The following is a 15,479-nucleotide window of genomic DNA, read 5'->3' on the forward strand; positions in this document are numbered from 1 at the left end:
AAGACGCAACTTTTTGATCTCGAACCTAGGGGGAAATGACATGGTCCGGAATAAAGAAAAAGGATTTCCTTACGAAAACGAAAATAAATTTCAGGGTGAACCGAGAGCAAAGGACGACTATGCTTCAAAGCGTGCTGACGGATCAATCAATCAGCATCCTCAAGAAAGAATGAGAGCCTCCGGCAAACGGTAAAGAAGAACAGCTGCATGCGCTGCAGCTGTTTTTTACCCTTTATTGACTTGATACTCATAGACGCTCTTCTTTTCAGATAAATGTGCGAAGGTAGAAAGCACGAGCCCGCATGCCGTCATAAGCGCTCCTCCAGCGAACAGCCAGGAATAAGAGCCTGTTCCGCTTAAAATCATTCCGCCGATCCACGCACCTAGCGCATTAGCAAGGTTAAATGCTGATACGCTGACAGCGGCGGCAATAGTTGTGCCGCTCTCAGATGAGGAAATGACCTTCGTTTGCAGCAGAGGCGGTGTGCCAAATGCACATGCTCCAAATAAGAACGTTGCAACAATGGCTGCAGCCGGGTAAATGGAGATGTAAGGAAATACGGCCAGCACACCGATCAAACCGATCATCACGCCGATCATCGTTCGAGTCAGCAAAGGAAGCGGCACTTTTCCCGCAAAGAAATTCCCTGCAACGCCTCCCAATCCGTACGCAAAGAGAGCGCCTGTAATACCGACCGTGCCGAATCCGGCTGAATGTCTCAAAATCGGTTCGATAAAGGTGTAGGCGATAAAGACGCCGGAATAGCCTAAAATCGTAATCGCGAAGGAGTACAGCACTTGTTTGTGTTTAAATACCCCCCACTCATTCATAAGCTTTGGGATCACTTTTGGTTTTCTGTTCGGCACAGCAGCCATGAGGCCTAAGAATCCGATGACACCAAGGGCCGTAATGATGGAAAACACAGCTCTCCAATTCAGGACATCTCCTAGAAAAGAACCGAATGGAACACCAAGCATTAGAGCTACTGTCAGCCCGCCGTTCATAGACGCTGCCGCTGCCGCTCGTTTCTCTGGCGGAACCATTTCACTGGCAAATACCATGGCGATCGCAAAGAAAGCGCCGTGAATGGATGCAGATAAAATTCTTGAGACAGCCAATACTGCAAAATTCGGCGCCAGCGCGCTCATCAGGTTGGAAAGGATAAAAATCGCCATCAGCCCAAGCAGCACAGGCTTTCTCGGGAGCTTGACGGAAATGATGGTGACAATCGGGCCAGTCAAACAGACGCTTGCCGCATAGGCCGTGACAAGAAGCCCTGCAGATGAAACCTGTATATGAAAGTCATTGGCAATCGACGTCAAAATACCCATCACTGCGTATTCTGTGTATCCGATTGAAAATGTACAAATCATAAGAACAAATATAATAAATTTTACAGATGGGTTTTTGATACTCAACGTCATCGCCTCCTTCGATTTTAAAAAACAACGAGTTTCATCTTAAAAGATTTTTGGAGTGAATTCAATGATTTTTTCTTTAAGATTTCGTGTAAATGTGCTGCACATAAAAAGAGGCTGATATTCAGCCTCCTTGTTACGCTTATTTCTTTTCTTGCAATACTGAGATTGGCAGCGCTTCCTCTTGTTGTGGGGACGAAGTTCTGTATCCCCATGCGAAAACGCCATTTAAATAGCTGATGGTAAACTCGTCTTCAGAGTCTTCCACACGATACGTTTCTCCCGGTGTGAAATCTTCCGGGTTCAGCAAATATGCTTTTGCCATCGTAATTTTCCGTTCGAGCACTGCCAGTTCGTTTATGATTCCATGCTGTTCGGCTTTTCTTGCTTTTTCTGAAAGTGATGCGATTTCGGTATTGAGTTCGTGCGGTGTCATTTGACTGTATCGTTTCTCCATTTTTTTCAGCTACTCCTCTTCCTGCAGAAATTGCTCGATTAAATCGAGTGAGAATCCTTTACGGAATAAAAATTGTTTGACCTTCATGGCGCTTTCATATGAGCCGTCATAGCGGTATTTTCTAAACGCTTTTTCCGCGTGAAGGCGCAGCGCTTCTTTCTCTGTGTCTTCATCATTTTCATATTCAATCTGCTCCAGCGCCGCGCTGATGACATCAAATGAGAAGCCCTTGCGCTGCAGCTGCATTTGGGCGCGCTGTTTGAGTTCTTTTGTTGAAAGTTTTTTATCCTTTTTGAGAAGCTTTTCAACATGCTTGACCGCTTCTCTCGTCTGATCTTCAAAGGAAAAGGAACTCAGCGCCTCCTTAATTGTATCGTCGCCGATTCCCTTCGCTCTCAGCTCTCTGAACAAAACGTCAGGACCTTTTCCATTCGTTTTTTTGTGGGTGCTGACATAGGCTACGGCAAATTCCTGGTCGTTTAAGTATTTATAGTCGTTCAGCTTATGGATGACTTCCGCTATGACAGGGGCCGGGGTTTCTTTTTTCTTTAAATAGTCCTCTACCTCTTTCGTTGACCTCATTCGGTAGGATAAAAATTCAAGCGCACGGTTGAAGCCTTTTTTCACTTCATCACCGTATTGAATCTCAATGATGTCAAGGTCATCAAGTTCTTTTCCCTTTTTAAGCTCAAATTTCACAAGTACGTCCGCGTCTACACTGAAAGCGTATTTTTCATCGAGAAAGATATTGAAGCGTTCCGTATTCTTTTTTTGCGTTGAAATTTTTGTGATAAATGGCATCTTAATCTCCCTTCTCAGCCCTGAAACGCGTTTTCTTTTATTAAAATGAGGTACAGTATATTTATTAGAACGATGAGGAGAGATGTTCATGAATATAGCAATGACGGGCGGAACCGGTTTTCTCGGCCAGCATCTGACGGGCGTTCTTACCCGTCAGGGACACCATGTTTATATTTTATCAAGAAACGCAAGGGAAACTGAACAAAAAAATATCACATATGTCCAATGGCTGACGGAAGGAGCTGCGCCGGAGCAGGAACTTCCTCATATTGATGTCTGGGTAAATCTTGCAGGAAAATCGATTTTTGGCCGCTGGACAGAAAAAACGAAGCAGCACATTCTCTCCAGCCGTATCAATGCGACGCGTGAAGTCCAGCGGCTTATTGATAAACAGCAGGAAAAACCGAAGACGATGATCCAAGCCAGTGCCGTGGGCATTTACGGCACTAGTCTTGAGAAAACCTTCACAGAGGATTCTGCAACGTCAGATGAGGATTTTCTCAGCCATACTGCACATTTGTGGGAAAAGGAAGGACAGAAAATTGAGGCGATGGGCATCCGGACAGTTTATGCGAGATTTGGCGTGATGCTTGGGGAAAAAGGCGCTCTCCCGCTCATCGTTCTTCCCTATAAGCTTCTGGCCGGCGGAACGATCGGAACGGGCAGACAGTGGCTGTCATGGATTCACGTCGAGGACGCTGCCCAGCTGATCTTATATGCGATCGAAAACACCGGCATCTCAGGACCCATGAATGTCACTGCGCCCAATCCCGTGGAAATGAAACAATTCGGAAAAACGATTGCACGGGTGAAGCATCGCCCGTACTGGCTCCCTGTCCCGGAATTCTTTTTATCTAAAGCATTGGGTGAAATGAGTCTTCTGATTGTGAAAGGACAGCGCGCTCTGCCTAAAAAAGCGATGATCTCTGGATTTCGTTTTACATATTCGGACCTTGAATTTGCACTCTCACAGCTGATAACGGTCCGAAAGACTGTATAAAAACGGAAGGAAGCGTCAACCTTAAGAATAACATGGTTGAAGGAGGTCCTTTTTTATGGAAAAGAAGAGGGAGAAGCATCAGCAAGGCGCCAACCTGAAGAAAATGCAAGAAGTTCTTTATTCAGGCGAATTTAAAAAAGCGGAAAAAGCTGCTAAGCGGAAATAGGAATACATAGCCCCTTTATGCCAGATACTATGTTTGTTTGATATCACTTTTTAGGGGGAATTTGATATGGGCAGAAATCATATCCACAAAAACCGTGATAAAAACAAACAAAAGCTTCCTCAAGTTCCCGACGCATTAAAAAGGGAAACTGACGGCGTTTACGAAGAATATTCAAGCGAGCTTGCTGATGCGGATGACCGCGAAGCGCAAGAGCGTGCAAAAGCAGCAGACAACAGAGCGAAAAAGAAAAATCGTTAATGAAAAACCCCCTTGTCTCCGTTTGAGACAGGGGGTTTTTTACATGTCGGTGAACCGTTCACGGATCGGCGTGCGTTTTTTCACTTCTGGTGCTTCGTCAGGATAGCCCGTTTGTATGATGGCGGCGAATCGTTCATTATCCTGTAAACCAAAGGCCTGATGCACTTCTTTGTCGTAAAGGATTTTTCCGCTTTTCCAAACCATGCCGATTCCTTTTTCCCAGGCAAGAAGCTGAAGATTTTGGATCAATGAGCTGGTTGCCGCAAAATCATCGTCTCGCGCTCTTTCGTTTTCATCTTCTTGAAACACGACGAGCAGAAATCCGGGGACGCGTCCAAGTGTGTTTTTGAAATTTTGAAGCTTTTCCTCTGTCATATCCGGCTTGGATTTCTTAGAGAATGCTGCAAATGTGTTGATCAGGTTTGTTTTTCCTGTTTCACTGGAAACGTAAATAAATCTCCATGGCTCTGTCACTCTGTGATTTGGCGCATATTTTGCCGTTTCAAGCATGTCAAGAATGACTGCTGAAGGCACTGGCTCTTGTTTAAATTTTCGAATCGATCTTCTGCTGCGTATGATGTCCCGCAGTGCTGAATGTTGATCTATCTGTTCGGATTGAGGCATACCATCTCACCTTCCTAAGCAATTGAAAATGATTATCATTCATAATGATAACGGAAAGTGTATCTTTTTGTAAACCATCATCTGTATTAGATTTTAAGAATACGGGTTTCTGAGTATACAGCCGTTCCTGTCATGTTCACTTTCACATGATCGCCTTCTTCGTTAATTTCGATTTCCACTTTTCCGTCTTTCCCGATTTCCTGCCCTTGTTCAATGATAAATTCACGCTGCTTGGTATTGCCGTACTGTTTCATATAAGCCCCCATCACACCGGATGCTGTGCCCGTCACAGGGTCTTCTATCGTTCCTGAATATGGGGATGAAAAGTGGCGCCCATGCAGGTCGCTGTCAGGATGAACGGTTTCAAAGGTAAACGGGTGGACTGAAGCCTTTGGCAGATCTACTAACACTTCCGGAAATTGTTTGTTATCGGGCACCATTTTTTTGGAGGCCTCTAATGATGCAAGCGGAATGATGGCTGTCCATATGCCAGTGCTGCCAAATACAATCGGAAGGTCCTCATGAAAATCCTCTTCCGTGATTCCCAATGCGGCCGCAAGTTTTTTCCGATTGCCTGTAAATGGTTTGAATTGCGGAGAAGCCTGTTCAAGCGTGATATGAATGCGGCCGTCTTTTTCAGAAATCTTCACAGGCAGGATACCGGCTTTTGTCTGGATGCTGTACGTTTTATCGCTCTCCAGCATTCCTTTTTCACATAATGCGTAAAGAGAAGCAACTGTTGCATGACCGCACAAATTCATTTCGTGTCCAGGGGTAAAGTAACGGAGTTCAAGATCAGCCGACTCGCTTTTCCGGATAAAGGAGGTTTCTGAATATCCAGCACGCTCAGCTATGATCTGCATCTCTTCTTCAGTATAATCGTCTCCATGCAATACGACACCTGCGGGGTTTCCTTTGTCGGGACTGCTTGTAAATGCTTCATATTTTAATACCTCTATTTCTTTCACTTGTCTGCCGCCCTTTCTTTATCAATGTCTCTGTCAGTATAGCAAAAATGATTATGAATTTTCAGTTATTAACAAAAAACCCATTTTCTTTTTTAGAAAATGGGAGTAACAATCAAGAGTTTCTCGTTTTATAGAGCAAATAAATAAAATAAGGTGCGCCGATAGCTGCTGTAAAGACGCCAGCGGGCACTTCCACCGGAGCAAATAAGGTTCTGCCGACGATGTCAGCTGTTAAGACGAGCAATGCCCCGATGAGCGCCGACGCTGGGAGCAGCGCTCCATAAGACGAGCCGACGAGGCGCCTTGCAATGTGGGGCGCCATCAGCCCGACAAAACCGATTGTGCCGGCAACCGAAACCGCACAGCCCGTAAGAGCCGTACTCAAAAGGAGCAAGAAAAAACGATTTCGCTGCACGGCACTTCCCGCACCCGCCGCAATATCTTCGCCCAGTACCTGTATATTCATATTTTTTAGCGCGATAAAACAAGTAAATAAGAGAATGACAGATAAGATAATAGCTATTTTTACATGCTGCCAGTTTGACCCATAAACTGACCCTGTAATATACACATTGGCTTGTGACGCTCTGTAAATTGGGCCTTTAATCATCAGCAGGGTAGTCAGCGCCTGCGCCGACATTGAAAATCCGATCCCGATAAGCACCAGCCGAAACGTGGAGGCGCCATTTTTGTATGCCAGTAAATAGACGATGAGTCCAACAGCTGAGGCGCCGATAAATGCGGCCGCCGGAAGCCATGACAGGCTGATCGTAAGTGAACTGCTGCGGTCTGAGAAGAACATCATCAAAAGCACGACTGCTACCGCCGCTCCTCCCGTTATTCCGATAATATCCGGAGATGCGAGAGGGTTTCTGACGAGCCCCTGCAATATCGCGCCTGCCGCCGCCAGGCAGACGCCGGCGCATAAAGCGGTCAAAATCCTTGGCATACGGAATGACATGATCATCAGCTCATCCAGCTTTGAACCTGCACCAAAGAATGTTTTTGCTACATCCCAGGGAGGAATAAACCGTTGTCCGAGACCGGCGCTAATCACCAGTACGACCGCTGTTAATCCCAGTAAAACAAAAAAGACGATCCATGCTTTCTTTTCAGCAGCGGTAATGCCAAAACGAAGTTTCATAGTTTTGCCCCCCTTCTTGCGATGTACACAAACACAGGCATACCGATGATGGCTGTCATGACCCCGACAGGAACTTCCTGAGGCATAATGATATATCGCGCCCCGATATCCGCAGCTACAAGCAAAATCGCACCCAAAACAGCGGAAAACGGCAGAACCCAACAATAATCATTACCGACGATAAATCGGGCAAAATGCGGAATAATGATGCCAATAAATGAAATCGGCCCGGCAATGGCGACAGCAGATCCGGCAAGCAAGACAACACAAAGCGCCATCACAAATTTCAGCAGGCCCGTTTTTTGGCCGAGTCCTTTTGCCACATCTTCTCCCATAACGAGGAGATTGATTTTTTGGCCAAGAAAGAAACTGACCAAAAGCGATGCGGCTGCATATGGGAGCATTGTCATCAGCAGATCCAGACTCCTGCCCTGCACAGAGCCGGTCAGCCAAAAAAGCACTTGAGCAAGCTCGAGTTCATTGACAGAAAGCAAGCCTTGTGTCAGAGAAGAAAACATGGCCGCCATGGCAGCTCCCGCCAGCGTCAGTTTGATTGGCGTCAGCCCTTCCCTTCCCAGAGAGCCTGCGGCATAGACGATCGCGGCAGTAAATGTTGCCCCGAGAAACGAGCTCCATACCAGTGCCTGAGTTGATTGAATATGCAGAAAAAATGAGCCGGCAACAATAAAAAAGCCGGCACCGGCGTTAATACCGAAAATGCCTGGTGACGCAAGCGGATTTTTTGTGAGCGCCTGCATGAGAGCGCCCGCGGTTGCAAGCGAGGCGCCGACAACTGTGGCAACCAAAGCACGCGGAAGCCTGACGTCTTTGATGATGACATGCTCATTTGTTCCGTTGAAGGAAGTAAACGCCTGATAGACCTGTCCCCATGACGTACCTGTATAGCCGTAAACGATGCTTGCGCAAACAGCCGCCAGTAAAATCAAAATCAGACATACTAACACAATCCATTTTGAAGATGCCTTTTTGCAGATCATGATCTAATTCTCCTAGTTATTTACTATGTAATCTTTGTTTTTGAGAATAATCCTTAATTAGGGATTGACACTCTTAACACTGCTTATTATGATCTAAATGATAATGAATTTCAATATCGGGAGGAAAAAGATGAAAAAGCATATCAGCATGCTATTCGTATTTTTAATGGCCGTTACGGTGCTTTCTGCCTGTAATAGTTCAGAAAGTTCAAGCAACAACGCGGGATCAAGCAGCAAAACCAGAACGGTTAAACATGCAATGGGGACATCAGACAACATTCCCGCCAATCCAAAACGGATTGTGGTTTTAACAAACGAAGGAACAGAGGCGCTCTTAGCGCTTGGCATTAAGCCGGTTGGAGCCGTAAAATCATGGAAGGGCGACCCGTGGTATGACTATCTGAAAGATGACATGAAAGGTGTTAAAAACGTCGGTCTTGAAACGGAACCGAATGTGGAAGCTATCGCAGAACTAAAGCCTGACTTGATTATTGGCAACAAAGTACGCCAGGAAAAAATTTATGATCAGCTTCATGCGATTGCGCCAACCGTTTTCGCTGAATCTTTGGCTGGGAACTGGAAAGATAATCTGACTCTATACGCCAACGCGGTAAATAAGGCGGACAAAGGCAAGGAAGTCATTGCTGATTTTGATAAACGCGTTTCTGATTTGAAAGGCAAGCTTGGCGACCAGACTAACAAAACAGTTTCTGTCGTACGCTTTTTATCCGGCGAGTCAAGAATCTATTATACCGATTCATTCTCGGGGATTATTTTAGACCAGCTTGGCTTCAAACGCCCTGAAAAACAAGTGGAGCTGTTCAAGAAACAGAAGGACCAATTTACGTTCTCAACTGACAGTAAAGAGTCCATTCCTGATATGGATGCCGATGTGCTTTTTTATTTCACATATAAAGCCGATAATGCAAAAGAAAATGAAAAATGGGCAAATCAGTGGACAAGCAGTTCATTATGGAAAAACCTGAAGGCCGTGAAATCAGGTAACGCCCATGAAGTCGATGACGTCGTATGGACAACCGCAGGCGGAATTAAAGCCGCAAACTATCTGCTTGATGATATTGAAACCTATTTCTTAAAAACGAAATAAAAAAAGACTCCGTCTGGTTAGACGGAGTCTTTTTTTATTTTACCGATCAGCCGCGTGACGAGGAACATGGTGACGGAAAGAGATCTGTTTTTCCGGTACGCCAAGTATTTTCCGCGCCATTCCGGTTTGTATTTTTCTTTAAAGGCCCTGAGCCCGCTGAAGCTGTACATGTATCTGACATTATTAAAAATGACAGCGGCAAATCGTTCTGACCAGAAGGATGTAAAGGCGGTGCCGACATTGGCCAAGGGCGCCATTCCCATGTTAAACGACGTGCAGCCTTCCTCCTTCGCCCATAAAAACATGCGGATGAATAATGCGTCCATAATGCCGTTCGGGGCGTCGTCGCGGTAGCGCATCAGATCGACCGATATCTCTCCTTCCTGATACATCGGCATGACATTTGCAAATGCAACGATCTCTCCTTCTGCATTTTTCATGTAGGCAATCGGCGCTTTCTGTAAATATGAGGGATCAAAAAATCCGAGCGAGAATCCCTTCTCCTTTTTCGAGCCGAGCCATTCATCTGAGATTTGTTTCAGTTCCTCCAAAAACGCATCAGAAAATGGGGGATGATCCACATGGAAGGTATATTCCTCCCGCTCAAATCGGTTATTGATTGCCCGAAGGCCGGCTTTTTTCTTCCCTGTCAGGGTAAACGTGTTTAAATCCACATAGGCTTCCTCGCCCAGCTTAAAGAAGTTATAGCCAAAATCGTGATACAGCGCCATGTCCTCTCGTTCAATTTGATAGAACAGAACACTGAATCCCTTCTGATGCGCTTCATTCAGAAATTCTTCCAGCACAAGCGGGAACGATTCTCTTTGGCCTGACGGATCGCCGAGCACGACCAGCCTTCTGGCGATTTTTCCAAACAGAAGAAGTGCATTTCCGTCACTTGAAAAATAAAACCGCTTATCTCCAAGATAGCCGAGATGGCTCAGCGCGTTGCCGCCTTTTTCATTTAAAAACGCAGCAAGGCGTTCGGGATCAGCTTTTTCCCCGATTGGTTTTGTCTTCTTATGATAAACCATTGTAAATATGAAGAAGAACAGCGGCACGATGATAATCGCCATGATCGTCGCATGCGTGATATGAGAATCGCTGTGGACGAAATATTCGTGGCGCAACACCTTCTTCATCCGGTCCCAAATAAAGCCCGCGATCAGATTGTAGTTAAAGAGTGCCACGGTAAACAGCGCCACAGCAAATATCAATTGGCCCAGCGTATAGGATGCCTGTTCTCGGACAAATTGTTTTTTCAAAAGCACTAGCAATACGATAATCATCGGCAGAACGAATATCGCACTGATGTTAAGTCCTTTTAAAAAGCTGAACACAAAGCCGCCGACAAGCGCTGTAATGGCCATCGTATAGGAGCGTTTTGTCCGTTTATAAAGCTCGATCGGCAAAATCAGCAGAATGAGCGCTGAGCTTAAGGACAGGCCGTTGAACAGCAAAAGCGCTGGGCGCGGAATGTGCGGTATAACGGTCAGCCTGTCAATCGGCAGGGATACTGAAGCCAGGACAACCAGGCCTGCAACGAACACAATAAGCGAAAGTGAACCTTGCAAAATTTTCACTAATATCGCCCGCTGTACGATAAGCAAAACGTTTGTCGTCTCAATTGCCGGTGCGATACGCGGGTTCGTTTCGAGCCGTTTCATTGTATTTTCGGTCAGATCGCCGGCAGCAAAGAACAGTCCCAAAACGAATGGGATAAATGAATAGACGAGCCTGTATAAAACAATAGAAGTAACAATAGCCTCCTGATGATAGCCAAGCTGCTCCATCCCGAGCAAAAACAAAAGGTCAAACGAGCCGAAGCCGCCCGGCACGAGGCTGATCATTCCTCCGATCGCCGCAATGACGAACACTCCGAACACATACCTGATATCAGCATGAATGCCCATAGCGAACAATGACAGATAGATGACGATTCCAGCCATAAGCCATTCGGCAACGGAAGCGCCGATATAAGCGAAAATCGGATTTTTCACTTTATCCGCATTCTCTTCGTCTCCGCCTTTGCGGCTTTTTATTTTGGCCACCGCCAAAGATACCGGCAAAATCAGTGCGAAACCGATAACGACTGCCCACAGCCAAGGCTTTTCATTAATCACTTCATCCACTGGCAGCACTCGTGCGGCGACGAAAATGCTGAAAACTGATAATCCGAGCAGCATAGATGATGTAAGCCAGGCGATTCCTTTGACGAGCGCCTTATGGTCTTTCGTATGCTCTTTATAAAACATCATTCTTAACCCGACTCCGGCTAATCCGCCGAATCCGAGGACGTTATTAAATGAATTGGCGATCCAGGAAACCCTGAATACCTTTCCGTTTGTGATCGATAGGCGCAGTGAGTATTTCAGGACGTAATCATACAGCGACATGGCTGCAACAGCCAGCAAGCCGATCAATACAAGGATGAATAAGTCCGTTCGCTCAAGCCCGTTGATGACCATGAGCGTGCGTTTGAATGACAGATTTGTCAGTTCTTTTTTCGATTGATAAATAACAAATAATAAAACAGCAATAGGAAAAACGATTTTTAAAATTGATAAAGCATTCTTTTTAATCAGCAATGGTCTCTCCAATCATAATCTAGTTCGATCTTCTCCCCCAATAATCTCCAACTCATTATACACTACCGTTATTTTTCGGACAAAGTCCCGCATGCGGTTTCTGCTCACTTTCTTTCAGGAGTGAAAATCGAGTAATATGGTAAGAGGAGTGAATGATGAGGAAGTGATGAAATGGAATACAATCTACATGATACAACGGTATTAAACGAAGACATTCTTTCATCTGAGGAACGGGAAATATGGGTGCTCTATATGAAAGTACTAACCTCTGCCGGTCTCGGTGATGTGTCCGAGTGGATGAAGCTTGATATGAGCATGCCTCAAATGAAAGTGCTAATGCTATTAAACAACCATGGAACACTGAAGGTCAGCGACATTGCAGAAAAAATGGGGGCTTCCCTGTCCAATACAACAGGACTGCTTGACCGCCTTGAGAAGTCAGGGTTTGTCAAACGCTCACATTCTGAAGAGGACCGCCGTTCAGTCGTTGTTCAGTTGACGGAGAATGCAAAAAATATTTTTCGGGGGCTTTATGAAAAGGGCCATCTGAAACTGAAGCGTTCATTGGAGCTGCTGTCCCCTGAAGAAAAGCAGGCTGTTTCCGAAGGGCTGTCTATCCTTTCAAGAGCATTAGAGAAAGCGAAAAATGAATAAAATCTGTAAGTCTGTCATCCGCAAAGCGCGGTGGCAGGCTTTTTTTATTTGACATTTAGTTCACTTAAAATGAATAATATATTTGAAGTGAACTAAAAAGGGGTTGATGAATATGTCTGAAGCATTGACAGAGCAGAAAAGCCAAAAGTGGGCGATCAGCCTGTTTACGATTGGTGTGTTTATGGCTGCGCTGGATAACGGAATTATTTCTGCTGCTTTAACAACGATAAACGAGTCGTTTGTCGTTTCTCCTTCCTGGGGATCATGGGGCATTACCCTTTATACGCTTGGCCTAAGCGTCAGTGTGCCGATCGTCGGAAAGCTTTCCGATCGCTACGGCAGAAAGAAACTTTTCCTGATTGAGGTTTGCCTGTTCGGACTTGGTTCTTTGCTTGTTGCTTTGAGCCAAAGCTTCCCGCTCTTTCTGATCTCACGGCTGATTCAGGCGCTTGGGGGCGGCGGGATTTTCATTATCGGCAGCTCTCACATTCTCGCTACCCTTCCAAAGGAAAAACAGGGAAAAGCACTCGGGCTGCTTGGCGCGATGAACGGGATGGCCGCTGTGCTCGGACCGAATATCGGAAGCTTTCTCCTTGATTGGACCGGTTCTTGGCATTGGCTGTTTTTAATTAATTTGCCGATTGCGGTATTATTGGTTGTTTTCGGTGCATGTTTTATTGCGGAAACAAAAGCGCCTGAGGCTAAGCGCCTCGATACGGCCGGAATCTTCCTTCTGTCCCTGTCGATTTTAGCTGTGATGTACGGCATGACGAATCTTGACGGGGCAAATCTTTTAAACAGCTTGGGAAATCCGGAGGTTTATGGGTGTATTGTTTTTGGCATTCTCTGTTTTGCAGCGCTTATCTCGTTTGAAAAGAGGGTTGAAATGCACGGGGGCGATCCGATTTTGGCGTATTCTCTGCTGCGGAATCACATGTTTCAGCGCACGCTTATCATCGGTTTGTTATCCGGGGGACTCTTGGCGGCGGTCATTTTTATCCCGTCATATGTTGAGCAGTATTTGGATGTCCCTGCCGCAAAAGCAGGCTATTGGATGACACCGCTTGCGTTAGCTTCCGGCATCGGCGCTTGGCTTGGCGGAGCGCTCACCGACAAAAAAGGGCCGGTGAAAACCGTTGTTCTTTCGGGAATCATTTCATGTGCGGGATTTGCTTTATTTCCGCTCTGGGTGACGGAGAAATGGGAGTTTGTGATCGCAAGTGTGGTAGCTGGGATCGGTTTTGGCTTTCTGTTAGGCGCGCCGCTGAACGTCCTTGTATCAGAGGCGGCTAAAACCAATAAGGGCACAGCGCTCGGCACGCTTTCATTGGTAAGGCAAATTGGCCTGACCTTGGCGCCTACTCTTTATGCAGGCTTTATCACAGCCGGGTTTAATCAAATAGGTGATGAGATCAGCAGCCGCTTATCGGACAGCGGACATTCAGAAAAGGCGATGCAAATGATTCCGGAGATCGACAGTTCTAATGTTTCTTCTTTACAAGAACAAATCGAACGCATTCCCGTGCCTGAAGTCAAAACCGCGATAAGCGATGCCATTCATGCGAGTATCGCCAGCGGCTATGATCATTTATATGCCGCCGCTGCTATGATTTCACTCCTGGTGATTGCTGCTATCAGTCTTCCGGCTTTCCGCCGGCAAAAGCGTTAAGACCACCCCATCCGTTTGGAAAGCTCCGTAATATGAGCGATATGGTGATGTGAGTGCCAGACATACAGCCCGAGCGCGTTCTCTAGGGTCATGATCTCTTTTGTATCGGGATGGTAAAATCCGCGCTGAAATTGCTGATCCGTCAGAGTGCGGAGAAGAGCCGTCCATCGCCCGTGAAGCTCCTGTAATAGCGCGAGTGAACCGCTCGGATCTGCTGTTTTCGAGTCCTTTAGCTCAGACCACGCTTTTTCATTATATGGACGGATGGCCGGTGTCTCTTCCGTCAAGCTCAATTTAAAACGGATATAGCTGTTCATATGACTGTCAGCCAGATGGTGAACAACTTGCCGAACGGTCCATCCCCCGTCTCGGTACGGTGTGTCCAGCTGGCTGTCCGTCATGCCTTCTACAGCTTGCATCAGTTTGGCAGGCACTTTTTCAAGCGCTTGAATCCATTCATCTTTTTGCTCTTTCGATATGGATTCCCTCGGCTTGTATTCTCCTATTGGGTAGCTTAGGTTGTCTGTTGCCATGCATGTTCCCCCTTCTTTTCAATCTTCTCCTTTATTTTACAAGAAAAAGATTGTGCGTACTGTATGATTTAATCAGTTCTACAGTAAAAAAACATACAACAAGCGGCAGGAGCATCTCTCCTGCCGCTTGTTTTTCACCCTGCGTGATCACGCACTTCGACTGTTACCTTCTTCTGCTTTGGCTGATAGATCTTCCCTACAAATAAATAACCGTATTTGAACTTATTCAGCGCCCATGAGGTGAGGATCGGGCCGGCTGTGCACACGGCAAACAACAGGAGAACAGCCGGTACGGCAGGTATTTCGGGCATATTTAAAAGCAGCACGTAGCCTATGATCATAAAATAAGCATGGAGCAGATAAATCGAAAAGGAATAGTTGCTGATAAACATCATGATTTTCGGCACTTGCTTTATTTTAGAAAACAAGTGAAAGCACAGGAAAATCATGCTTGTTGAATACAGCATGATATCAGGCCGTTTTGAGCTGATCATGCCGATTTCGCCGACATAAGAAACAGTGACAACGAGCGCACCAGAAGCAATTGCGGCGCCGTATACCGCCCAGCGGTGTTGGTTCAGCAGCGATAAAAAGCGCTTGTACTCTTTACCGCAATAGTAGGCAAGACAAAAGTAGAAAAGCCAGCCTGCGAACGGAACCCAGAAGAACGGAAACGACCCGCCCTCTTCAGAAGCAGGAGCCGGACTGACTGCTGAGAAATAGCTTAAATAAGCAGCTGTCACCACAAATGAGATGGACAGCACCCATTTGGGCGATGCTTTTTTTAGATACTCATGAAATATCATATGCAGAATGTAAAATTGAAAGATGACGAGAATGAAGTATCCGATAAAGTTTCCTAAGAATACGTTCGCCAGGTACTTTTGCACAAACGCAAGAAAGGTTATCTCTCCCCCCATCGCACTGGTCATCAGTAGCGCATCGATAGCCGCGATAAATAAAAAAGGAACGAAAATCACTTTCCCCCGCTTCTTCAAAAAACCGTCCGGCACCCCGTCAGGATAAGACCGGGCCAGTAAAAATTCAGAGATGAAAATAAAAGCGGGCGTGCTGAACATCAGGAGTGTGCGA

The 15,479-nt window shown here is 46.0% G+C and carries 17 protein-coding genes; 7 read left to right on the top strand and 10 right to left on the bottom strand.

From position 1 onward, the window contains the following. Nucleotides 1–40: 40 nt before the first annotated feature. Complete coding sequence (locus RAC86_RS14450) at nucleotides 41–193, top strand: small, acid-soluble spore protein K (RefSeq protein ID WP_003223241.1); 153 nt, start codon at nucleotides 41–43, stop codon at nucleotides 191–193. Nucleotides 194–225: 32 nt separating this feature from the next. Here the strand turns inward: RAC86_RS14450 and RAC86_RS14455 are convergent, their stop codons facing one another. The 3 genes from RAC86_RS14455 to recX all read right to left on the bottom strand — a co-directional run bounded on the left by RAC86_RS14455 (nucleotide 226) and on the right by recX (nucleotide 2,677). Further along, the gene (locus tag RAC86_RS14455) at nucleotides 226–1,419 is read right to left on the bottom strand and encodes an MFS transporter (protein ID WP_014113106.1); all 1,194 of its coding nucleotides are present in this window, start codon (nucleotides 1,417–1,419) and stop codon (nucleotides 226–228) included. A 142-nt stretch (nucleotides 1,420–1,561) separates the two neighbouring features. Beyond that, nucleotides 1,562–1,876, bottom strand: a complete 315-nt coding sequence (locus RAC86_RS14460; RefSeq protein ID WP_014113105.1) for a YfhH family protein — start codon at nucleotides 1,874–1,876, stop codon at nucleotides 1,562–1,564. 9 nt (nucleotides 1,877–1,885) lie between these two features. Continuing rightward, nucleotides 1,886–2,677, bottom strand: coding sequence for a recombination regulator RecX (gene recX, locus RAC86_RS14465; RefSeq protein ID WP_014113104.1), 792 nt, complete (start codon nucleotides 2,675–2,677; stop codon nucleotides 1,886–1,888). Between the two features lie 88 nt (nucleotides 2,678–2,765). On the opposite strand from recX, the gene RAC86_RS14470 reads away from it, so the two are divergent. From RAC86_RS14470 to RAC86_RS14480, 3 genes are all read left to right on the top strand, one after another. After that, complete coding sequence (locus RAC86_RS14470) at nucleotides 2,766–3,677, top strand: TIGR01777 family oxidoreductase (protein WP_072182505.1); 912 nt, start codon at nucleotides 2,766–2,768, stop codon at nucleotides 3,675–3,677. Nucleotides 3,678–3,732: 55 nt separating this feature from the next. Further along, complete coding sequence (locus tag RAC86_RS14475) at nucleotides 3,733–3,843, top strand: YfhE family protein (RefSeq protein ID WP_003223230.1); 111 nt, start codon at nucleotides 3,733–3,735, stop codon at nucleotides 3,841–3,843. Nucleotides 3,844–3,909: 66 nt separating this feature from the next. Continuing rightward, the gene (locus RAC86_RS14480; RefSeq protein ID WP_014113102.1) at nucleotides 3,910–4,101 is read left to right on the top strand and encodes a YfhD family protein; all 192 of its coding nucleotides are present in this window, start codon (nucleotides 3,910–3,912) and stop codon (nucleotides 4,099–4,101) included. A gap of 39 nt (nucleotides 4,102–4,140) precedes the next feature. Here RAC86_RS14480 and RAC86_RS14485 read toward each other — a convergent pair whose 3' ends face one another. The 4 genes from RAC86_RS14485 to RAC86_RS14500 form a co-directional block, all read right to left on the bottom strand. Beyond that, entirely contained in the window at nucleotides 4,141–4,725 is a 585-nt protein-coding gene (locus tag RAC86_RS14485; protein WP_014113101.1) for a nitroreductase family protein, read from the bottom strand. Between the two features lie 86 nt (nucleotides 4,726–4,811). Continuing rightward, complete coding sequence (locus tag RAC86_RS14490; protein WP_072182503.1) at nucleotides 4,812–5,693, bottom strand: PhzF family phenazine biosynthesis isomerase; 882 nt, start codon at nucleotides 5,691–5,693, stop codon at nucleotides 4,812–4,814. A 112-nt stretch (nucleotides 5,694–5,805) separates the two neighbouring features. After that, nucleotides 5,806–6,837, bottom strand: a complete 1,032-nt coding sequence (locus tag RAC86_RS14495; protein ID WP_072565967.1) for a FecCD family ABC transporter permease — start codon at nucleotides 6,835–6,837, stop codon at nucleotides 5,806–5,808. Beyond that, the gene (locus RAC86_RS14500) at nucleotides 6,834–7,835 is read right to left on the bottom strand and encodes a FecCD family ABC transporter permease (RefSeq protein ID WP_072565966.1); all 1,002 of its coding nucleotides are present in this window, start codon (nucleotides 7,833–7,835) and stop codon (nucleotides 6,834–6,836) included. The genes RAC86_RS14495 and RAC86_RS14500 overlap by 4 nt, the downstream gene beginning before the upstream one ends. A 130-nt stretch (nucleotides 7,836–7,965) precedes the next feature. On the opposite strand from RAC86_RS14500, the gene RAC86_RS14505 reads away from it, so the two are divergent. Further along, nucleotides 7,966–8,943 (top strand): ABC transporter substrate-binding protein, encoded by a 978-nt coding sequence (locus RAC86_RS14505; RefSeq protein ID WP_072182500.1) that lies wholly within the window; start codon nucleotides 7,966–7,968, stop codon nucleotides 8,941–8,943. A 17-nt stretch (nucleotides 8,944–8,960) separates the two neighbouring features. On the opposite strand, the gene mprF is transcribed toward RAC86_RS14505, so the two are convergent. Continuing rightward, on the bottom strand, nucleotides 8,961–11,531 hold the full coding sequence (mprF, locus tag RAC86_RS14510; RefSeq protein WP_072565965.1) for a bifunctional lysylphosphatidylglycerol flippase/synthetase MprF: 2,571 nt from the start codon (nucleotides 11,529–11,531) through the stop codon (nucleotides 8,961–8,963). 171 nt (nucleotides 11,532–11,702) lie between these two features. Between mprF and RAC86_RS14515 the strand changes: the two genes are divergently transcribed. Both RAC86_RS14515 and RAC86_RS14520 read left to right on the top strand, forming a co-directional pair. Continuing rightward, nucleotides 11,703–12,185, top strand: a complete 483-nt coding sequence (locus RAC86_RS14515; protein WP_014113095.1) for a MarR family transcriptional regulator — start codon at nucleotides 11,703–11,705, stop codon at nucleotides 12,183–12,185. 112 nt (nucleotides 12,186–12,297) lie between these two features. Then, a complete protein-coding gene (locus RAC86_RS14520) occupies nucleotides 12,298–13,854 on the top strand; it encodes an MFS transporter (protein ID WP_072565964.1) in 1,557 nt (518 codons plus the stop codon). On the opposite strand, the gene bstA is transcribed toward RAC86_RS14520, so the two are convergent. Together bstA and RAC86_RS14530 are read right to left on the bottom strand one after the other, a co-directional pair. Further along, nucleotides 13,851–14,387 carry a bacillithiol transferase BstA gene (gene bstA, locus RAC86_RS14525; RefSeq protein WP_072182497.1) on the bottom strand — a complete coding sequence of 179 codons (537 nt, stop codon included), beginning with the start codon at nucleotides 14,385–14,387 and terminating at the stop codon, nucleotides 13,851–13,853. The two genes, RAC86_RS14520 and bstA, sit on opposite strands and share 4 nt — an antisense overlap. 134 nt (nucleotides 14,388–14,521) lie before the next feature. Beyond that, nucleotides 14,522–15,479 (bottom strand): acyltransferase family protein (locus tag RAC86_RS14530; RefSeq protein ID WP_377885828.1); only part of this gene is annotated, 958 nt, incomplete at its 5' end.

The sequence above is a fragment of the Bacillus sp. LR_5 genome (assembly GCF_042709275.1).